Here is a 16695-nt window from a genome sequence, read left to right as displayed (position 1 = left end):
GCATTCTCTATAGTTATGAATCAGCTACCTCTTACCCTGCCCCTGCCTGCCGGTTTCGACGAAGCGGCGCTCCGCCAGCTCTCGACCGGCCTCAACGCCCAGCAGTTGGTGTGGCTGAGCGGGTATTTCTATGGCCAAGCCGCCGGGGCGACCGTCGCCAATGGCGCGCCCTCTGCCACAGCCCGGGGCCTAGTACCGTCGGCAGAAAAGCTCACCATCCTGTACGGCTCGCATACCGGCAACGGCAAAAAGGTGGCCCAGCAAGCAGCTGAGGCCGCCCGCAGCCGGGGCCTCACGGCAGAAGTGCGCGACCTGAACGATTACGCCACCCGGCAGTTGGCTCAGGAGCAAAACCTGCTGCTCATCGTGAGCACGCACGGCGAGGGTGACCCGCCCGTGGCGGCCGAGGAACTGCACCGTTTCGTGCTGGGGCCGCGCGCGCCTCAGCTGCCGAAGCTGCAATTCGCGGTGCTGGCCCTGGGCGATAAAAGCTACCTGCACTTCTGCCAGACGGGCAAAGAGTTTGACCAGCGACTGGCGGAATTGGGTGGGCAGCGCTTGGTGGCCCGGGTCGACTGCGACGTGGATTACCACGATGCCGCTACGTCCTGGATTGCGGCGGCGCTGGATAAAATAACGGCCAGCACGCCGGCGGCTGCCGTCAGTGCGAATGCTACTGTGGCGGCCAGCCCAGCGGCGCTCACTACCCCAGCCATTACGCGGACCAACCCTTGGTCGGCGCGGGTACTGGAAACCATTCAGCTCAACGGGCGTGGCTCTTCCAAAGAAACCTACCATATTGAGCTAAACCTGGCCGGCTCGGGCCTGCACTACGCCCCCGGCGATGCCCTGGCCGTGCTGCCCGTGAACGAGGACAGCCTGGTAGAAGAAGTGCTGCGCGCCGCCCGCCTCAGCGACACGGCCTCGGTGACGCTGGGCAACGAAAGCCGGCCGCTGGCTGCGGTACTGGCCAGCCGGCGTGAGCTCACGGTCCTCACCCGCGATGTGGTGGAGCGCTACGCCGCCCTCACGCCCCACGCCGAGCTCCACGCACTGCTGGCCGATACCTCCCGCCTGCAGCCCTACCTATACGGCCGCGATGTGGCCGACCTGCTCACCGATTTCCCCACCGACCAGCTCACGGCCCAGGTGCTTGCCGAAACCCTGCGTCCACTGCCCAGCCGCGCCTACTCCATCGCCAGCAGCCTGCTGGTGCACCCCGATGAGGTGCACCTCACGGTGGGCGCGCTGCGCTACGATGCCCACGGCCGCCGCAAGCACGGCGTGTGCTCGTCGTACCTCGCCGACCAGATTTCGGTGGGCGACACGGCCCGGGTGTTCGTGGAAACCAACGAGTACTTCAAACTACCCGCCAACCCAGCTGCAGACATTATCATGGTGGGCGCGGGCACTGGCGTGGCCCCGTTCCGGGCCTTTGTGGAGGAGCGGGTGGAGCTGGGCGCCACCGGCCGCAACTGGCTGCTGTTTGGCAACCCTCACTTTACCACCGACTTCCTGTACCAGGCCGAGTGGCTGCGGCACCTGCAGAAAGGCGGCTTGGCGAAGCTCGACGTGGCCTTCTCCCGCGACCAGGCCGAAAAAATCTACGTGCAGGACCGCCTGCTGGAGCACAGCCGCGAGGTGTTTGCATGGCTCGAAGGCGGCGCCCAATTCTACGTCTGCGGCGATAAAAAGCGCTTAGGCGGAGCCGTGCAAACGGCCCTCACCGAAGTGGTGCGGCGCGAAGCTGGCCTCTCGGCCGAAGAAGCCACCAGCTACGTGCGCGACCTGAAGAAGCAGCGCCGCTACCTGGAGGACGTGTACTAAAACCTGCAGGCAGCGCGGAGCAGTGGAACCTCACCCCAGCCCCTCTCCAAAAGAGAGGGGAGCCTGACGATTGTAGCGCGGACTCTGTAGTCCGCGTCCACGCGCCGTTCGGGTGTCCGCCGGGGACGCGGACTACAGAGTCCGCGCTACTTCCCGCGGCAAACTGGGGCCGTGTAGGAGTCAGGGGGTGAGGTTCAGCCAGCGCCACATGAAGACTAAATAATACCTGTCAAAAAACCTTCTTTCTGAGCAATGAAAACGACTATCATCTCAAACCGAATTGTGTTGCCCGCCACTGTTGCAAGCTGCTGTTGTTGAACCTGCTTTCGCCCGAGCGCGGGGTCTTGGCCCGGTGCGCATCCTCACCAAAAGCCCTCAACAACTTTCCCCAAATCACCTTGAGATGAAATTCTATTACTCCGCGCTTTGGCTGTTTTTACTCCTGCTGCTGGTCAGTACCACGGCGGCTTTTGCCCAGGTTGAGCTCATTGCCATCAGTGGCGAAGTGCGCGAAAAAGGCACCAACGAACCCCTGCCCGGCGTGAGTGTGAGCGTGAAAGGCGCCAGCATGGGCACCCAAACCGACGCAGAGGGCAAATTTGAGCTGCAAGCCAAGCTGCAGTACCCATTTGTGCTCGTGTTCAACACCATCGGGCACGCGGCCCGCGAGATTGAAATTGCCCGCGGCAGCCGCCGCATTGCCGTGTCGCTGGACTCCCGCGAAATCATCACCAACGAAGTCGTGGTATCGGCGTCGCGGGTTGAGGAAAGCCGGCTCAAGTCGCCGGTGGCCATTGAGAAGCTCGACATCCGGGCCATCAAGGAGACGCCCGCGCCGAGCTTCTACGACGCCCTGGAAAACGTGAAGGGCGTGCAGATGACCACCAGCAGCCTCACTTTCAAAGTGCCGAACACGCGGGGCTTCAACATCCCCAACAACTTCCGCTTTATGCAGCTCGTGGACGGCGTGGACATGCAGGCCGCCACGCTGGGCGTGCCACTGGGCAACGCCATTGGGCCGACGGAGCTGGACATTGCCAGCGTGGAAATTACGCCCGGCGCGGCCTCAGCCCTCTACGGCATGAACGCCATCAACGGCATGGCCAACCTCACCACCAAAAGCCCCTTCACCTACCAGGGCCTGAGCGTGTACCAGAAAGTGGGCGTAAACCACGTGGACGGCACCGACCGCAACCCGAGCGGGCTCACCGAAACGGCCATCCGCTACGCTCAGGCCTTCAACAACCGCTTCGCCTTCAAGGTGAACGGCAGCTTTCTGCGCGGCACCGACTGGCTGGCCAACACCCAAACCGACCAGAACCCCCAAAACCTGGCTTCGGCCAACCCCCGCTTTCCCGAGCTGAGCGGTAGCGCCAACCCCGCCGCCGACCTCTGGAACCGCTACGGCGACGACAATGCCGGCAACGTGAGCATCACCATCCCCTACAACGGCCGCAACGAAACCTTCAACGTGCGCCGCACCGGCTACTACGAGCGGGACCTCACCAACCCCATCGTGCGCAACCTCAAGGCCGACGCAAGCCTGCACTACAAGCTGCGCGACAACCTGGAGTTGAGCTACGGCTACCGCTTCGGGCTGATGGACGGGGTGTTTCAGCGCGGCAACAAGATTCAGCTGGACGGTGTGACCGTGCAAAACCACAAAGTTGAGCTGAAAGGCAAGGACTTCACGGCCCGCGCCTACATGCTGATTGAGGACACCGGCAACTCCTACAACCTCAACCCCCTGGCGCTAAACCTGGACCTGCAAAACGGCTCCAACGCCATGTGGGGCAACAAATTCCGCACCGAGCTGCAAAGTCAGCTCACCGCCGGCCAGCCCCTGGCCGCCGCCATGCAGCAGGCCCGCGTGGTGGCCGACCAGGGCCGGGCCCTGCCCGGCACCGCCGCCTTCAACGACCTCAAAAACCAGATTACCCACACCAATAACTGGGACAGCGGCGTGAACGTGCCGGGCGCGCCCGTGCCCGGCGGCGCGGCCCTCACCCAGCGCAGCCACACCTACCACACCGAGGGGACGTGGAGCCTGGGCAACCGCATCAAATTTGCCGATGTGCTGCTTGGGGCCGATGCCCGCCTCTACGAGGTGATTCCGGACGGCAACAACTTCGTGGATTTCAGCCGGCCGCTGGCCGAGCGGATTCAGCCCGGTGGCACCAACCAGTACTACAAAAAAGCCGGCGTGTTTGCCCAGGCCACCAAGCTTTTGCTGCAGGACCGGCTGAAGCTGACCGCCTCTCTGCGGGCCGACTACAACCCCGAGTTCTCGCCCAAAATCAACCCGCGGGTGGCGGCCGTGTACACCGTGGCCGAGAAGCACAATTTCCGCGCTTCTTACCAGAACGGCTGGCGCTTTCCCTCCCTGTTTGAGGCCCTCTCCTTCGTGAACAACGGCAACGTGCGCCGCGTGGGCGGCCTGGCCCGCGTGAACGAGGGCCTAAACTACCTCGACAACTCCTACACGCTGGCTTCCATCACGAAATTCAACGCGGCCGTGAATGCCTACGTGGCCGCCACTTCCGGCGCCACAGCCGCCCAGGCCGCCGTGCGCCCCGAAATCCGCAGCCTGCTCACCGTGGGCAACCTGCCCACCGAGCAGCCCGAGCAAATCAACGCTTACGAAGTGGGCTACCGCAGCGTGCTCTTCGACAACCGCCTCTCCCTCGACGCCGACGCCTACTACAACGTGTACTCCGGCTTCCTGGGCCAGGTGGAAGTGAGCGTGCCGAAAAACGCCGCCGGCCAGCAAGTAGCCGTGGGCTCCGATGATGCCGTGCTGGCCGCCCTGAACAGCAACCGCGCCGCCCGCCAGGACCGCTACCGCGTGTATACCAACGCCCTGAACAAGTACAAAAGCTACGGCTCCACGCTGGGCCTGACCTACAATTTCTACCAGAAATTCACCCTCGGCGGCAACGTGGGCTACAACAACATCTCGGCCAATAGCCAGTCCGACATTTTCGTCACTGGCTTCAACACCCCAAAATGGGCCACCAACGTGAGCTTCGGCAACCGCGAAATCGTGCGCAACCTGGGCTTCAACGTGGTGTGGCGCCACCAGAGCACCTTCTACTGGGAAAGCCCGCTGGCCAACGGCCAGGTGCCCGCCTACCATACCGTGGATGCCCAGGTGAATCTGCGCGTGCCCGCCCTCAAAAGCACCATCAAGCTTGGGGGCGCCAACCTGCTCAACAACCGCTACATCCAGTACGCGGCCGGGCCCACCATCGGCGGGCTGTATTACGTGGCCCTGACGTTTGACAACACCGTAATCCGCTGAGCGACTTATGACACGGCCGATTCTTTTACTGGGCTTATTGGGGCTCGCGGCGCTGCCGGCGCGGGCCCAGAAGCAGTACGTGCAGGAGCAGCAGCTGTGGCTGGGTGTGTTCAACCAAACCCGCTTTTCGCCGCGCTGGGGCACCTGGACGGATTTGCACCTGCGCCTGCACGAGCATTTCGTGAACCGCCTGTTTCAGGGCGTGGCGCGGGTGGGCCTCACCTACTACCTCACCGATGAGGTGCGCCTGACGGCCGGCTACGCCTACGTGCACCACTTCCCGGAAGGCGCGCGCACCATTGGCCAGCCCGAGCACCGGCCCTGGCAGCAGGTGCAGTGGTTTACGCGCTTCCCCAAGGCCAGGCTGATGCAGTGGGTGCGGCTGGAAGAGCGGTTCCGGCAGCAGGTGGTGAACAACGAGGACCTGGGCTCCGATTTCAATTTCAACTACCGCACCCGCTACAACGCCGCGCTTTTTCTGCCCATCACGAAGGATGCCTTCGAGCCCGGAGGACTGCAGTTTCTGCTCAACGACGAGCTGATGGTCAACTTCGGCGAGGAAATCCGCTACAACACCTTCGACCAGAACCGGCTCTTTGCCGGGCTGGTGTACCAAGTGAGCAAGCACGGCCAATTGCAAGGGGGCTACATGCACCTGTTCCAGCAATTGCCGGCCGGCAACGTCTACCGCAACCAGCACAGCCTCCGGCTTTTCTATTTCCACAATTTCGATTTGCGGCCCAGCGCTGCCCCCGTTCCCACCCCGCAATAGCCCGCGCTGCGTCCCGGCCATTTAACTAAGCTTAGAGCCTAACCCTATGTCTTCCAAATTATCCGAAGTCGAAATCGTAAAAGATGCCAGCAATTACCTGCGCGGCAGCATCGTCGAGAGCCTGGGCAACCGCGTCACCGGCGCGCTGAACCACGACGACACCCACCTCATCAAGTTCCACGGCTCCTACCAGCAAACTGACCGCGACCTGGACTCCGAGCGCAAGCTGCAGAAGCTGGAGCCGCTCTACTCCTTCATGATTCGGGTGCGGGTGCCGGGCGGTGTGGCCTCGCCCGCGCAGTGGCAGCGGCTGGATGCCCTGGCCGATGCCTACGCCAACGGCACGCTCAAGCTCACCACCCGCCAGACGTTTCAGCTCCACGGCGTGCTCAAGCGCCACCTGCGGCCCACCTTTCAGGGCTTTAATGAGGTGCTGATGGACAGCATTGCGGGCTGCGGCGACGTGAACCGCAACGTGATGTGCAACACCAACCCGCACGAGTCGGCGGTGCACGCCGAGGTGTACGCGGCCGCCGTGGCCATCAGCGCGCACCTTACACCGCGCACCACGGCCTACTGGGAGTTGTGGCTGAACGGCGAGCAGCAGCCCACGGCCGAGGTGGTGGACGACGAACCCATTTACGGCAAAACCTACCTGCCGCGCAAGTTCAAAATCGCGCTGGCGGTGCCGCCCTACAACGACGCCGACATCTTTTCCAACGACATTGGGCTGATTGCCATCGAGGAAAACGGCCGCCTCCTGGGCTACAACGTGGCCGTGGGCGGCGGTCTGGGGATGACCTTCGGCCTGCCCGAAACCTACCCGCGCCTGGCCGACCTCATCGGCTTTGTGCCCGCCGCCGACGTGGTGGACCTGTGCGAGAAAGTGGTGACCATCCAGCGCGACTGGGGCAACCGCGAAAACCGCAAGCTCTCGCGCCTCAAGTACACCATCGACCGGGTGGGGCTGCCCGCGTTCCAGGCCGAGCTGCACCAGCGCCTGGGCTACGCCCTGGCCCCGGCGCGGCCCTACCGCTTCCAGACCTCGGCCGATGCCTTTGGCTGGTCGGGCGATGCTACTGGGCTTTCGCACCTCACCCTGTTCGTCGAAGGCGGGCGGGTGCTGGACCGCCCGGGCTACACCCTCAAAACCGCGCTGCGCGAAATAGCCGGCTTCCACACCGGCGAGTTCCGCCTCACCGGCAACCAGAACGTGATTTTGGCCAATATTGAGCCGGCGCACCGCCCCCGCATCCAGGCAGTGCTGGAAGCGCATGGCATCTGGCCCGGCACCGTGCGCCAAACCGCGCTACGCCAGAACGCGCTGGCCTGCGTGGCCCTGAACACCTGCTCGCAGGCCTTCGCCGAGGCCGAGCGGTACCTGCCGCAGCTACTCGACAAGCTCGACGTCGTCATCCGGGCCCACGGCCTGGCCGATGCAGGGATTCTGGTCCGGATGACGGGCTGCCCCAACGGCTGTGCCCGGCCTTACCTGGGCGAAATTGGGCTGGTGGGCCGCGCCATCGGCCGCTACAACCTGTACCTCGGTGCCAACCACACCGGCGAACGGCTCAACAAGCTCTACCGCGAAATGCTGGACGAGGACGGCATCCTGCGCGAGCTCACGCCCCTGCTGGCCGCCTACGCCGCCCAGCGCGAGCCGCAGGAGGCCTTTGGCGACTTTGTGGTGCGCCAGGGCTACGTGGCCGCCACCACCCACGGCCAGAACTTTCACGCCTGATTTTCCTAAAATTCTATGGCCGTTGACCCCATCGCCGCTTCTGCTGCCGTCCTCCCCGAGTTAAAGTCCGCCCCCGCGGCGCCTCCCACATCCAACGCCCTGTTTCCGGTGTTCCTGAAGCTGGAGCAGTTCCGGGTGCTGCTGGTGGGCGGCGGCAACGTGGGCCTGGAGAAGCTCTCGGCTATTCTGCGCAACAGCCCGGCCACGGCCGTGACGGTGGTGGCCCCGCGCATCCTGCCCGCGCTGCGGGAGCTGGCCGACCGGCACCCGCGGGTGCAGCTCCACGCCCGGCCCTACGACGAGGACGACCTCGACGACCAGGACTTCGTGTTTGTGGCTACCGACAACCCAGCCCTCAATCGCCACATCAAAGCCGCCACCGCCGCCCGCCGCATTCTCACCAACGTGGCCGACACGCCGGAGGAATGCGACTTCTACCTCTCGTCGGTGGTGCAAAAGGGGGATTTGAAAGTAGCCATTTCTACCAATGGCAAGTCGCCCACCGTGGCCAAGCGCCTGCGGGCCGTGCTGGAAGAAGCCCTGCCCGGTGAGCTCCACTCCCTGTTACAGAACATGACCGTCATCCGGACCCGGCTCACGGGCGACTTTGGCCAAAAAATCAAGTCCCTGAACGCCGTTACGGCCGAGCTGGCTTATGGGCCGCGCTATGAGTCGCCGGCCACGGCCTACTGGCGGCGCATTGCCACGGGGGCACTGGTCACGTTTGCGCTCTTTATTCTGCTCAACATCCTCTCCTACTATTTCACCCTGGGGCAGGCGGTGGCGCTGCTCAAGGGTTCGGGTACGTTCTACGCCTTTGTAGCCGTGGGCTTTGTGGCCCAGCTCATCGATGGGCTTTTGGGCATGGGCTACGGCGTGGTGTCGGCCATCAGCCTAATATCTTTGGGGCTGAGCCCGGTGGCGGTGAGTGCCAGCATCCACACGGCCGAGATGTTCGCCTCCGGCGCTTCGGGCTACCAGCACTACCGGTTTGGCAACGTCAACAAGCGTCTGTTTCGGGTCTTGCTGCTGCCCGGCGTGGCCGGCTCCATCGGCGGGGCTTTGCTGCTGGCCCACTTTGGCGAGCAGTACGCCGCCTGGATTAAGCCCCTGCTAGCCGCGTACCTTCTGATACTGGGCATTCGGATTCTGAGCAAGGCGCTGCGCACGCATCAGCAGAAGCGGCGCAAAGTGAAGCACGCCGGCTGGCTGGCCGGGGCCGGCGGATTTCTCGATTCGTTTGGAGGGGGCGGCTGGGGGCCGCTGGTCACGAGCACGCTTATTGCCAACGGCCGCACGCCGCAGTACGTCATCGGCACGGTGAGTTTGGTCGAGTTCTTTGTCACCTTCGCCAGTGCCTTTACCTTCTTCACCCTCATCGGCATCTCGCACTGGCAGATTGTGGCCGGCCTGATTGTCGGCGGCGTAGCCGCCGCGCCCTTGGCCGCCAAACTAGCCGGGCGAATCCCCACCCGCTGGATGTTCCTGGGCGTGGGCCTGATGGTTATCTGCTGGAGCCTCTGGGCCTTGCGCAAGCTTTTTTAGGCGTTCTTAATCAGCCCAATTTCCAGCTTGAGCCGGCATTGGGCTAGATTTTAATTACCCTGTTCACCCCTGGCTATTCATAGTGCAAGGCATCTATTGGGTTGAGCCGGGCGGCCTTGCGCGCCGGGTACCAGCCGAAAAACACGCCAACCACTGAGCTGAACAAAAAGGCCAGTGCCACCGAAGGGAAGGATACCGTAGTAGTCAAATTCAGCGCGCGGCCGGCCAACTGGGCCAGGCCCAGCCCCAGACCAATGCCCAGCAAGCCGCCGGCGATGCTCAGCACCACGGCCTCGAACAGAAACTGCCGCAGCACGTCGCGGCTGCGGGCCCCAATGGCCAGCCGGATGCCGATTTCGCGGGTCCGCTCCGTGACCGACACGAGCATGATGTTCATGATGCCAATGCCGCCCACCAGCAGCGAAATGCTGGCCACGCTGGCCAGCAGCACGGTGAGGGAGCGGCTGGTGGTGGTGGCCGTGGCGCCAATATCGGCCTGGGTGCGCACCGTGAAGTCGTTGGCGACGCCCGGCGCCAGGCGGTGGCGCTCGCGCAGCATGGCACTGACGCTGGCCGCGGCTTCGGGAATGCGGGCCTCGCTCTGGGCCGAAAGGAAAATCTGCCGGATGAAGGTGCCGGCCAGGATGCGCTTTTGCACCGTGGCAAACGGGGCCAGAATCAGGTCGTCCTGGTCTTGCCCGGTGCTGCTCTGGCCCCGCTCGGCCAGCACCCCGATTATCAGAAAGGGAATACGGCCCAGGCGCAGGTGCTGGCCCACCACGTCGGTAGTACCAAACAGCGCCCGAGCCACCGTGGCCCCCACCACGCACACTTTGGCGGCCACTCGCTCGTCGCGCTCGGTGTAGCGGGTGCCGGCCTGCAGAGCCAAGACGCGGATGTTGAAATACGCCGGGTAGGCGCCAAAGACATTGGTGCGCCAGTTGCGGCCGGCGGCCAGCGCCTGCACGGTGGCGCGCACGGCCGGCGACACGTACCGCACGGCCGGGCTGGCCCCAGCCAGCGCGTCGGCATCGGCCTGGGTGAGGGTGGCGATGGAGCCCGCCTCCTGCCGCACCCCACCCTGGGCAAAAGCATCGGGCGTGACGGTGATAACGTTAGTGCCCAGGCTGGAAATCTGCTCCTGAATGCTCTGGCGCGTGCCATTGCCAATGGCCAGCATGGCGATGACCGCGCCCACGCCAATAATGACGCCCAGCGTGGTGAGAAAGGAGCGCAGCTTGTTCTTGCGCAGCGAGCGGGCGGTGATTTTCAGTAGGTCGAGCAGGCGCATGGCGGGGCGGCGAATACGTTAGGGCTCCACGGGAGGCAGGTGGGCCAGCACCTCGGTGGCAATTTGCTTATCGGGCACTGGCGCATCGGTCACAATCCGGCCGTCGCGGAACACAATGGTGCGGTCGGCAAAGCCCGCGATGTCTTTTTCGTGGGTCACGAGCACCACCGTAATGCCGCGCTCGGCGTTGAGCCGCTGCAAGATGGCCATCACCTCCACGCTGGTGCGGGTGTCCAGGTTGCCGGTGGGCTCGTCGGCCAGAATCAGCACCGGGTCGTTGATGAGGGCGCGGGCAATGGCCACGCGCTGCTGCTGCCCGCCCGAAAGCTGGTGCGGCAGTGCGGCTTCGCGGCCGGCCAGCCCCACGGCGGCCAGAGCGGCGCGCACCCGCTGCTGGCGCTCGGGCGTGGCCATTCTACCGGCGTAGAGCAGGGGCAGCTCCACGTTGTCGTAGGCAGATGTACCAGGCAGCAGGTTGTAGCCCTGAAACACGAACCCCAGCTCGCGGTTGCGCAGGCCGGCCAGCTCGTCGCGGCTCAATTTGCCCACAGCCTGCCCGTTGAGCCAGTACTGCCCGCTGGTGGGCACATCCAGGCAGCCCATTATGTTCATCAGCGTGCTTTTGCCTGAGCCGCTCGCTCCCATGATGGCCAGTAGCTGTCCCGTGGGCACATCCAGGTCAATGCCGCGCAGGGCGCGCACCACCACATCGCCGGTCTGGTAGGTTTTGGTGAGGCCGCGCAGGCGCACCAGCGGGCTGCCGCTCGGCTTGGGCTGGCCGTTGGGAGTTGGCGCTCCGGCCTTCGCATCGGCTGGCAAAGGCGCTTGGAAGGATGGCGCGGCGGGGGTCATGGTGCTGGGCTGAAAATTGGGCGCGCTTACATACCCGGGCCGCGGCGACCACCGGGGCCACCCGGCCCGCCCGGAAATGCCGGCACCAGACTACCCGAGCGGGGCTTGGGCGTGCCCAGGTCCTGGCCGGTGGCTACCAGCTGGCCGGCCCGCAGCGGGCCTTCCACCTGCGTTCGCAGCCCGTCGGATGCGCCCACGCGCACATGCACGGGCCGCAACGCTGTGCCTTCCTGCACCCACACCGTGGCCTCGCCCCTTTGCCTGGCTTTGCCGGCGGGCGCGGGTTGGGCTGTCTTGCTCAGGTATTCGGTGGGCGGGGTGAAGCTGAGAGCGCCGGCTGGCACGGTGGGCGCCGCCGGGTGCCGCGCGGTGGCAATGGTGAGGTTGGCGGTCATGCCCGGCAGCAGGGCCCGGTCCGGGTTGGCCACGCCGATGATGACGGTGTAGGTGACCACGCTTTGAATGATGCTGGGCTGCAGCCGCACCTGCCGCACCACGCCCCGGAACGTGCGCCCGGGATAGGCATCAACGGTGAAACGCACCGGCTGCCCAATTTTAACTTGCCCGATATCGGCCTCGTCCACGGCGGCTTCCACTTGCATTCGGGTCAGGTCGTTGGCAATGGTGAACAGCGTCGGGGTGTTGAAGCTGGCGGCCACCGTCTGGCCCACGTCTACCTGCCGGTTGACCACCACCCCCGAGATGGGGGCCGTGATGGTAGCATAGCCCAGGTTGATGCGCGCCCGGTCCCGCTGCGTCTGCGCCGAACGCTGATTGGCAAGGGCAGTCAGGTAGGTGTTTCGGGCCGTTTCGAATTCGGAGCGGGCGATATAGCTCTTGGCATACAGCGCCCGGGACCGGGCAAAATCGCGCTGGCTCTGGCGGGCCTGCACTGTGGCTTTTTGCAGATTGGCAGTGGCATCGTTCAGCGCCGCGCGCAGGCTGGTTTTGTCCAGCTCGGCTATCACCTGGCCCTTGCGCACGGGCGAATTGTAATCCACATAAATCGCCGAAATCACCCCCGATACCTGCGTGCCTACTGCTACCGTGCGCACCGCCGTAACCGGTCCGGTGGCAGTTACGGTTTTTTCCAGGGGCGCTACAGCCACCGGCGTGGTGTACCACTTCCAGGTGGTTGGCCGCGGGCGCAGCCAGAAATACACTCCCGCCCCCACGGCGACAATCAGTGCCAGCCACAGCCATAGCCTGGTGCGGCCCGGCTGCTTAGGCTGCTCTTCTACTGTGGAAGTGCCTTCATTAGGCGCCACAAGGGGCGTGGGCGTATCGGGCGCCGCAGCAGGCGGAGTCTTTACCAGCTGCGAATGAAAGGCAGGTGCGGACATGGGCGTTCAGAACTTCGGTACACCAATGACGCCGACGACGGAGCGTCCACGATGCAGTCTTTGATTGGCTTGCTGACTTATCCAACCATCTTAAAATCACATACATTTACCAATTGTCGAAATCGTCTAGCCAGGAGACCAATGGCGGCTTTCGAGGATTTCCGGGTTTGCTTTTTGCGGTCCTTTTCCAGAAGCCGATACAACCGTTTGGTCAGCTCCCCGGCCAGGCGGACCATCGGCTTGCTGATTTCCCTCGCGTACTTTTTGTCTAGTTCGCTCAGGTCCGCAGGCAGGCTCTTGAAAAGCCTGGCCTGTAATCGACGCTCAGATTTTTTCAAAGCCATGGAGTCATTAGGTGTGATAAATGGACCGTGCAATGGGCAGCCTTCGCTACGCCAAAGCGCACTACTTAAAAATAGCAGCGAGCCTTGGGCTGAAGAATGATAAAAATCAGAGCCAATGCCGATTTAAGTCATGGAAAGCGCCCAGGAGCGACTTGGTGTGACAATAGCTTTGTCAACTCTCCACCCCTACTTCTCACTTGTATGAGCTGATGGTACTAGCCGATGCCCTGCGGATGGTCCTTCAGCTACACGAGGTGCTGACCACTTGTAGCCAAGAATGCACGAGCCCGCGGAATTGAGCTAAAGAGCAGCATTAAACCCTACTGCCACACACTGTGCAGTTCTTCGTAAAGCGCCTCCACCTGATGCTTCTCATAGTCGTTGGGAATGTTGGCCTCCGCGCTGGCCAGCACCAGGGCTGCCTGTTCGCGCAGCACGGCTTTGCGTTCGGGCAGCAGCACTTGCTCGCCGGCCAGGGCCAGGGCTCGCAGCATGCGCCGTAATACGGCCGGGTTGTTCTGGGCATTGAGCCGCACCAAGTTAAACGACAGGCGGATATAGTCCTCAAACGTGGGAATATTCACCAACACGCGCAGGTGCTGGCCTGCTCCCCGCCAGGGCGCCGGGAACTCCCGCCGCGCCAGGCGGCCGCAGATTTCGCCTAGGTAATCGACGGCCATGATGGCCGTGGTCGTGTCATTAATACCGATGGAGAGGGCTTTGAGGGCGATGTCGACGAGCTGCTGAATGCCAAAGCCGATGTCCTGCTCGATGTTGCGGTGGCGGCCGATGCTCACGTAATCCATCAGGTGGGCGGGCCATTCGGCGCGGGGCTCGCCGGGCGCGTCCTGCCCTTGCCGCACGCTGAACAGCGGCTGGCCCTCGCCCACAAACGCGCCCATGGGGAAGTTGATGCGCAGCACCGCGCGGTGCCGAATGGCCCAATGCAGCAGCCCAACGGTATCGATGCGCTGCAGATACCCGCAGGCGGTGGCAGGCAACGGGTGCCAGCCCGCCTGCTCGCGCAGCAGCTGCTTGGCCGTGGCCACCTGGCGCTCATCGGCCACGGCCTCGCCAAAGTGGCTGGGAAACAAGTCCTCCACGGCCTCGAGCGTTTCCAGGGCAATGTTGCGCACCAGCGTGCCCGTCTGCAGAGATTCCGCAATGTGGTGAATGAAAAACACCAGCGCGGCCACCCCGCCCATGGCCAGCAGCAACCCGGCCAGCACCGCCGACGACGGCACAAACTTGCCCTCTTCGGGCCCGCGGATGGTGCCGAGCACCGCGAGGCAGTAGGCAAATACGCCCACGAAGTACCCCATGATGACCTGGTTGACCTGGTCGCGCATGAAGTTGCGCAACACCCGCGGGGAGTACTGGGTACTGATTTGCGAGAACGCGGCCAGCGTCACGGAAAACGCCAGCGTGGCCACCGTCAGCATCGACCCCGCAATGGCCGTGAGCATCCCCCGCGAGGCATCGGCGCCGATGCCGAATAGCAGCGGGAAGTGCTTGGTGCCCTGCACAGTGGTTTGCGCATCGTAGCGCACCAGCCCGAAGGCGGCGGCAATGGCCGCGAGCACCATCAGGCCGGGCACAAACCAGAGCGATTCGCGGAGCAGCTGCCACTGCTGGAGGAGTCGGAGTTTCATGCCGTAAGAGGGCGTTAAGGAACGAGCCGGCCCGCCTTCCCGACGACTTTGGGAAGGCGGGCGGCTGCCGAGGCCCTGAATATAGCATTTTGCCGGCGTGGCAGCAGCGGGCGCCTAGGCTTACATCGCCATTTGGCTGCGGCGCTGGAAGGCCTGCGCCACCGCGGCCGTATCGGTGTACACCTGGAAGCGCTCTACTTTGCCGTCGCGCATCCGAAACACGTGGGCCCATTCCTCCTCGCTGGTTTGCCCGGTGGTCCGGGCCTTCCCTTTGGCGTAGCCCAGGGCCACTACGGCTTCGCCTTGGGCGATGCATTCCACGGTTTCGAAACGTTCGAAGTCTATGGCCTCGTGCAGCTTGGCAAAAAAAGACTGCACCTGTTCCTGCCCGCGGTAGATGCCGGCATACGGCACGTCCTGCGCCGGGCCAGGAATAATAAATTCAATGTCCTCGGTATACAGCTTCATCAAATTCTGGATATCGCCTTTCCTAAAAAGGTCATATCCTTCCTGAACTCTCTGGATGTTTTGCTGCTCGTTCATGGCCGTAGAAATGAGAATTGGTGAAGGGTTGTCACACGCTCGCCATCTATTCCCGCAACCCCATCGGCAACAGATATTTTCAGCGGCCATATCGGCATAAACGGCTAGCGTTCAGCTATGTGTACCGCTTCTTTAATTTACCGAATTTTTGCTGATTTCCGGTTAATGTTTGAGCGAATCATTGTCGGTTTACCGGCCCTGGTCTTCTCGCGGACAAGCACTGGCTCCAGCTCAATTTTCTGGAATTAGCCCAACTATTCAGCGCCCCAAGGACGAAGCATCTGTACTTAGTCAAACCCTCGGACGTTGGTGTACTTCCGTTGATTTAGGAGACCGGCGCGCACGATGTGGCGCTCGAAGTCCTTGGGGTCATTCAGCGTTTTAAAAAAACCGTCCAGGTAGCGAGTGGCAAACTCTTTCTCCTCCAGGCTGAGGTAAGGACACGCCAAGTAGACGTTGTACATGGCCGCGCGCCGGGAATTGAACAGGTCCCGAACCAGAGCGTAGGTCTGCGGCGGGAAGTCGTAGCCCCGGAAAAGCCGCTGCCGGACCGACGTGATGCCGAGTTGCTCGGGCGGGACGGCGTATGGGGCCATCACCAGGCCACTGTAATCGAAGTCGTAGGGCACCGGCACGGGCGGATTCTGCACGTTCTGCGTCAGCAGCCGGATGTTGTGCCGGTAAGGCACCGACCAATCCGTGTTGCCTATCATGTATTGGAACACGGCCATCGTGGCCATGGCCGTCTGGTTCATGTTTTCCATGCCGATAAAAAGCCGTTTCGGCACTTCCGTGGCCTGGTTGCGCCGGGCCAGGGCGTCGGCATTCTCCAGAAAGAAGGCGTAGTGCACCATGGCGCTGCGCCGGCCCCGGCTATCCCGATAGGTGATGAGGCACAGCCGAGTGCGAAAGCTGATGTCCGTGAGGGTGTTGTAGAGCTTGTACACCAGGTATTCCCGCAGCGTGTACGTATCGGAGAGGCAATGCGTGATGAGCTTCAGCTCCCCTACCGGTCCGAAAATGTGGCTCGTCGTGGCCTCCGGTGGGAATTTTACCAGCAGCGGCGGAAATCCGCACACCGTGGGGTCTTTGCGCCGGTTTCCCCGCACCTTTACCTGCACGGACAGGGTTTTGGGGCCCGCCGTAGCATCCCGGTAGGAAAGGACGGCCGAGTGGAGCCCCGTAGTAGCACCCCGGTCATTAAGCACTGCGTCCAGCGGCAGGTCGAGCGTTAGCTCAACGACCTCGTCCCGGGCAAAAAAAGGGTTGTCGGGCGAGTAGGCGCACACCAGCTCCCGACAGCCGGCCGGTGCCGCGGGCGGCTGGTAAAGCAGCAGGCTCAGGCTTGCCAGAACCGATAGAAGCTGGGGTATCACAGCAACATCACCACTAAAAGCAGCCGCGAAGAGCAGCGTGCTTCGTGAACCGATGAACGGGTAGGAACGGCCTAGCCCGTTGAGCTAAAGCATTTAAAACATAACCGA

General features: G+C 63.3%; 12 protein-coding genes. 5 read left to right on the top strand and 7 right to left on the bottom strand.

Annotation, left to right across the window (positions count from 1 at the left end; all coding sequences use genetic code 11):
• Positions 1–15: 15 nt before the first annotated feature.
• The 5 genes from LJ738_RS10795 (at position 16) to LJ738_RS21490 (ending at position 9186) form a co-directional block, all read left to right on the top strand.
• Entirely contained in the window at positions 16–1827 is a 1812-nt protein-coding gene (locus LJ738_RS10795) for an assimilatory sulfite reductase (NADPH) flavoprotein subunit (RefSeq protein WP_227786330.1), read from the top strand.
• 403 nt (positions 1828–2230) lie between these two features.
• Positions 2231–5128, top strand: coding sequence for a TonB-dependent receptor (locus LJ738_RS10790; RefSeq protein WP_227786329.1), 2898 nt, complete (start codon positions 2231–2233; stop codon positions 5126–5128).
• Between the two features lie 7 nt (positions 5129–5135).
• Positions 5136–5900, top strand: a complete 765-nt coding sequence (locus LJ738_RS10785; protein ID WP_227786328.1) for a DUF2490 domain-containing protein — start codon at positions 5136–5138, stop codon at positions 5898–5900.
• Positions 5901–5946: 46 nt separating this feature from the next.
• Entirely contained in the window at positions 5947–7641 is a 1695-nt protein-coding gene (locus LJ738_RS10780; RefSeq protein WP_227786327.1) for an NADPH-dependent assimilatory sulfite reductase hemoprotein subunit, read from the top strand.
• Between the two features lie 15 nt (positions 7642–7656).
• Positions 7657–9186, top strand: coding sequence for a TSUP family transporter (locus LJ738_RS21490; protein ID WP_317206797.1), 1530 nt, complete (start codon positions 7657–7659; stop codon positions 9184–9186).
• Positions 9187–9259: 73 nt separating this feature from the next.
• Here LJ738_RS21490 and LJ738_RS10765 read toward each other — a convergent pair whose 3' ends face one another.
• The 7 genes from LJ738_RS10765 to LJ738_RS10735 all read right to left on the bottom strand — a co-directional run bounded on the left by LJ738_RS10765 (position 9260) and on the right by LJ738_RS10735 (position 16587).
• Positions 9260–10477: an ABC transporter permease gene (locus LJ738_RS10765; protein WP_227786326.1), complete on the bottom strand. Its 1218-nt coding sequence runs from the start codon at positions 10475–10477 to the stop codon at positions 9260–9262.
• Positions 10478–10495: 18 nt separating this feature from the next.
• A complete protein-coding gene (locus LJ738_RS10760; RefSeq protein WP_302717232.1) occupies positions 10496–11329 on the bottom strand; it encodes an ABC transporter ATP-binding protein in 834 nt (277 codons plus the stop codon).
• A 26-nt stretch (positions 11330–11355) separates the two neighbouring features.
• Positions 11356–12672: an efflux RND transporter periplasmic adaptor subunit gene (locus tag LJ738_RS10755; protein WP_227786325.1), complete on the bottom strand. Its 1317-nt coding sequence runs from the start codon at positions 12670–12672 to the stop codon at positions 11356–11358.
• 77 nt (positions 12673–12749) lie between these two features.
• Entirely contained in the window at positions 12750–13016 is a 267-nt protein-coding gene (locus LJ738_RS10750; protein WP_227786324.1) for a hypothetical protein, read from the bottom strand.
• A gap of 320 nt (positions 13017–13336) precedes the next feature.
• The gene (locus LJ738_RS10745) at positions 13337–14668 is read right to left on the bottom strand and encodes a DUF2254 domain-containing protein (protein ID WP_227786323.1); all 1332 of its coding nucleotides are present in this window, start codon (positions 14666–14668) and stop codon (positions 13337–13339) included.
• A gap of 120 nt (positions 14669–14788) precedes the next feature.
• Positions 14789–15211, bottom strand: a complete 423-nt coding sequence (locus tag LJ738_RS10740) for a nuclear transport factor 2 family protein (protein ID WP_227786322.1) — start codon at positions 15209–15211, stop codon at positions 14789–14791.
• Positions 15212–15498: 287 nt separating this feature from the next.
• Positions 15499–16587 carry a hypothetical protein gene (locus LJ738_RS10735; protein ID WP_227786321.1) on the bottom strand — a complete coding sequence of 363 codons (1089 nt, stop codon included), beginning with the start codon at positions 16585–16587 and terminating at the stop codon, positions 15499–15501.
• Positions 16588–16695: the final 108 nt, after the last annotated feature.

This window comes from Hymenobacter plasmatis (genome assembly GCF_020711255.1).
In the GTDB taxonomy this organism is placed as follows: domain Bacteria; phylum Bacteroidota; class Bacteroidia; order Cytophagales; family Hymenobacteraceae; genus Hymenobacter.
Note: the sequence above shows the minus strand (reverse complement) of the source record. Positions and strands in the feature narration are given on the sequence as shown.

What these genes read in the sequence shown, in the direction of transcription:
- LJ738_RS10790 (WP_227786329.1), top strand. Translation starts at nt 2,231, where the DNA reads ATGAAATTCTATTACTCCGCGCTTTGGCTGTTTTTACTCCTGCTGCTG.
- LJ738_RS10780 (WP_227786327.1), top strand. Translation starts at nt 5,947, where the DNA reads ATGTCTTCCAAATTATCCGAAGTCGAAATCGTAAAAGATGCCAGCAAT.
- LJ738_RS10785 (WP_227786328.1), top strand. Translation starts at nt 5,136, where the DNA reads ATGACACGGCCGATTCTTTTACTGGGCTTATTGGGGCTCGCGGCGCTG.
- LJ738_RS10760 (WP_302717232.1), bottom strand. Translation starts at nt 11,329, where the DNA reads ATGACCCCCGCCGCGCCATCCTTCCAAGCGCCTTTGCCAGCCGATGCG.
- LJ738_RS10750 (WP_227786324.1), bottom strand. Translation starts at nt 13,016, where the DNA reads ATGGCTTTGAAAAAATCTGAGCGTCGATTACAGGCCAGGCTTTTCAAG.
- LJ738_RS21490 (WP_317206797.1), top strand. Translation starts at nt 7,657, where the DNA reads ATGGCCGTTGACCCCATCGCCGCTTCTGCTGCCGTCCTCCCCGAGTTA.
- LJ738_RS10755 (WP_227786325.1), bottom strand. Translation starts at nt 12,672, where the DNA reads ATGTCCGCACCTGCCTTTCATTCGCAGCTGGTAAAGACTCCGCCTGCT.
- LJ738_RS10745 (WP_227786323.1), bottom strand. Translation starts at nt 14,668, where the DNA reads ATGAAACTCCGACTCCTCCAGCAGTGGCAGCTGCTCCGCGAATCGCTC.
- LJ738_RS10795 (WP_227786330.1), top strand. Translation starts at nt 16, where the DNA reads ATGAATCAGCTACCTCTTACCCTGCCCCTGCCTGCCGGTTTCGACGAA.
- LJ738_RS10740 (WP_227786322.1), bottom strand. Translation starts at nt 15,211, where the DNA reads ATGAACGAGCAGCAAAACATCCAGAGAGTTCAGGAAGGATATGACCTT.
- LJ738_RS10765 (WP_227786326.1), bottom strand. Translation starts at nt 10,477, where the DNA reads ATGCGCCTGCTCGACCTACTGAAAATCACCGCCCGCTCGCTGCGCAAG.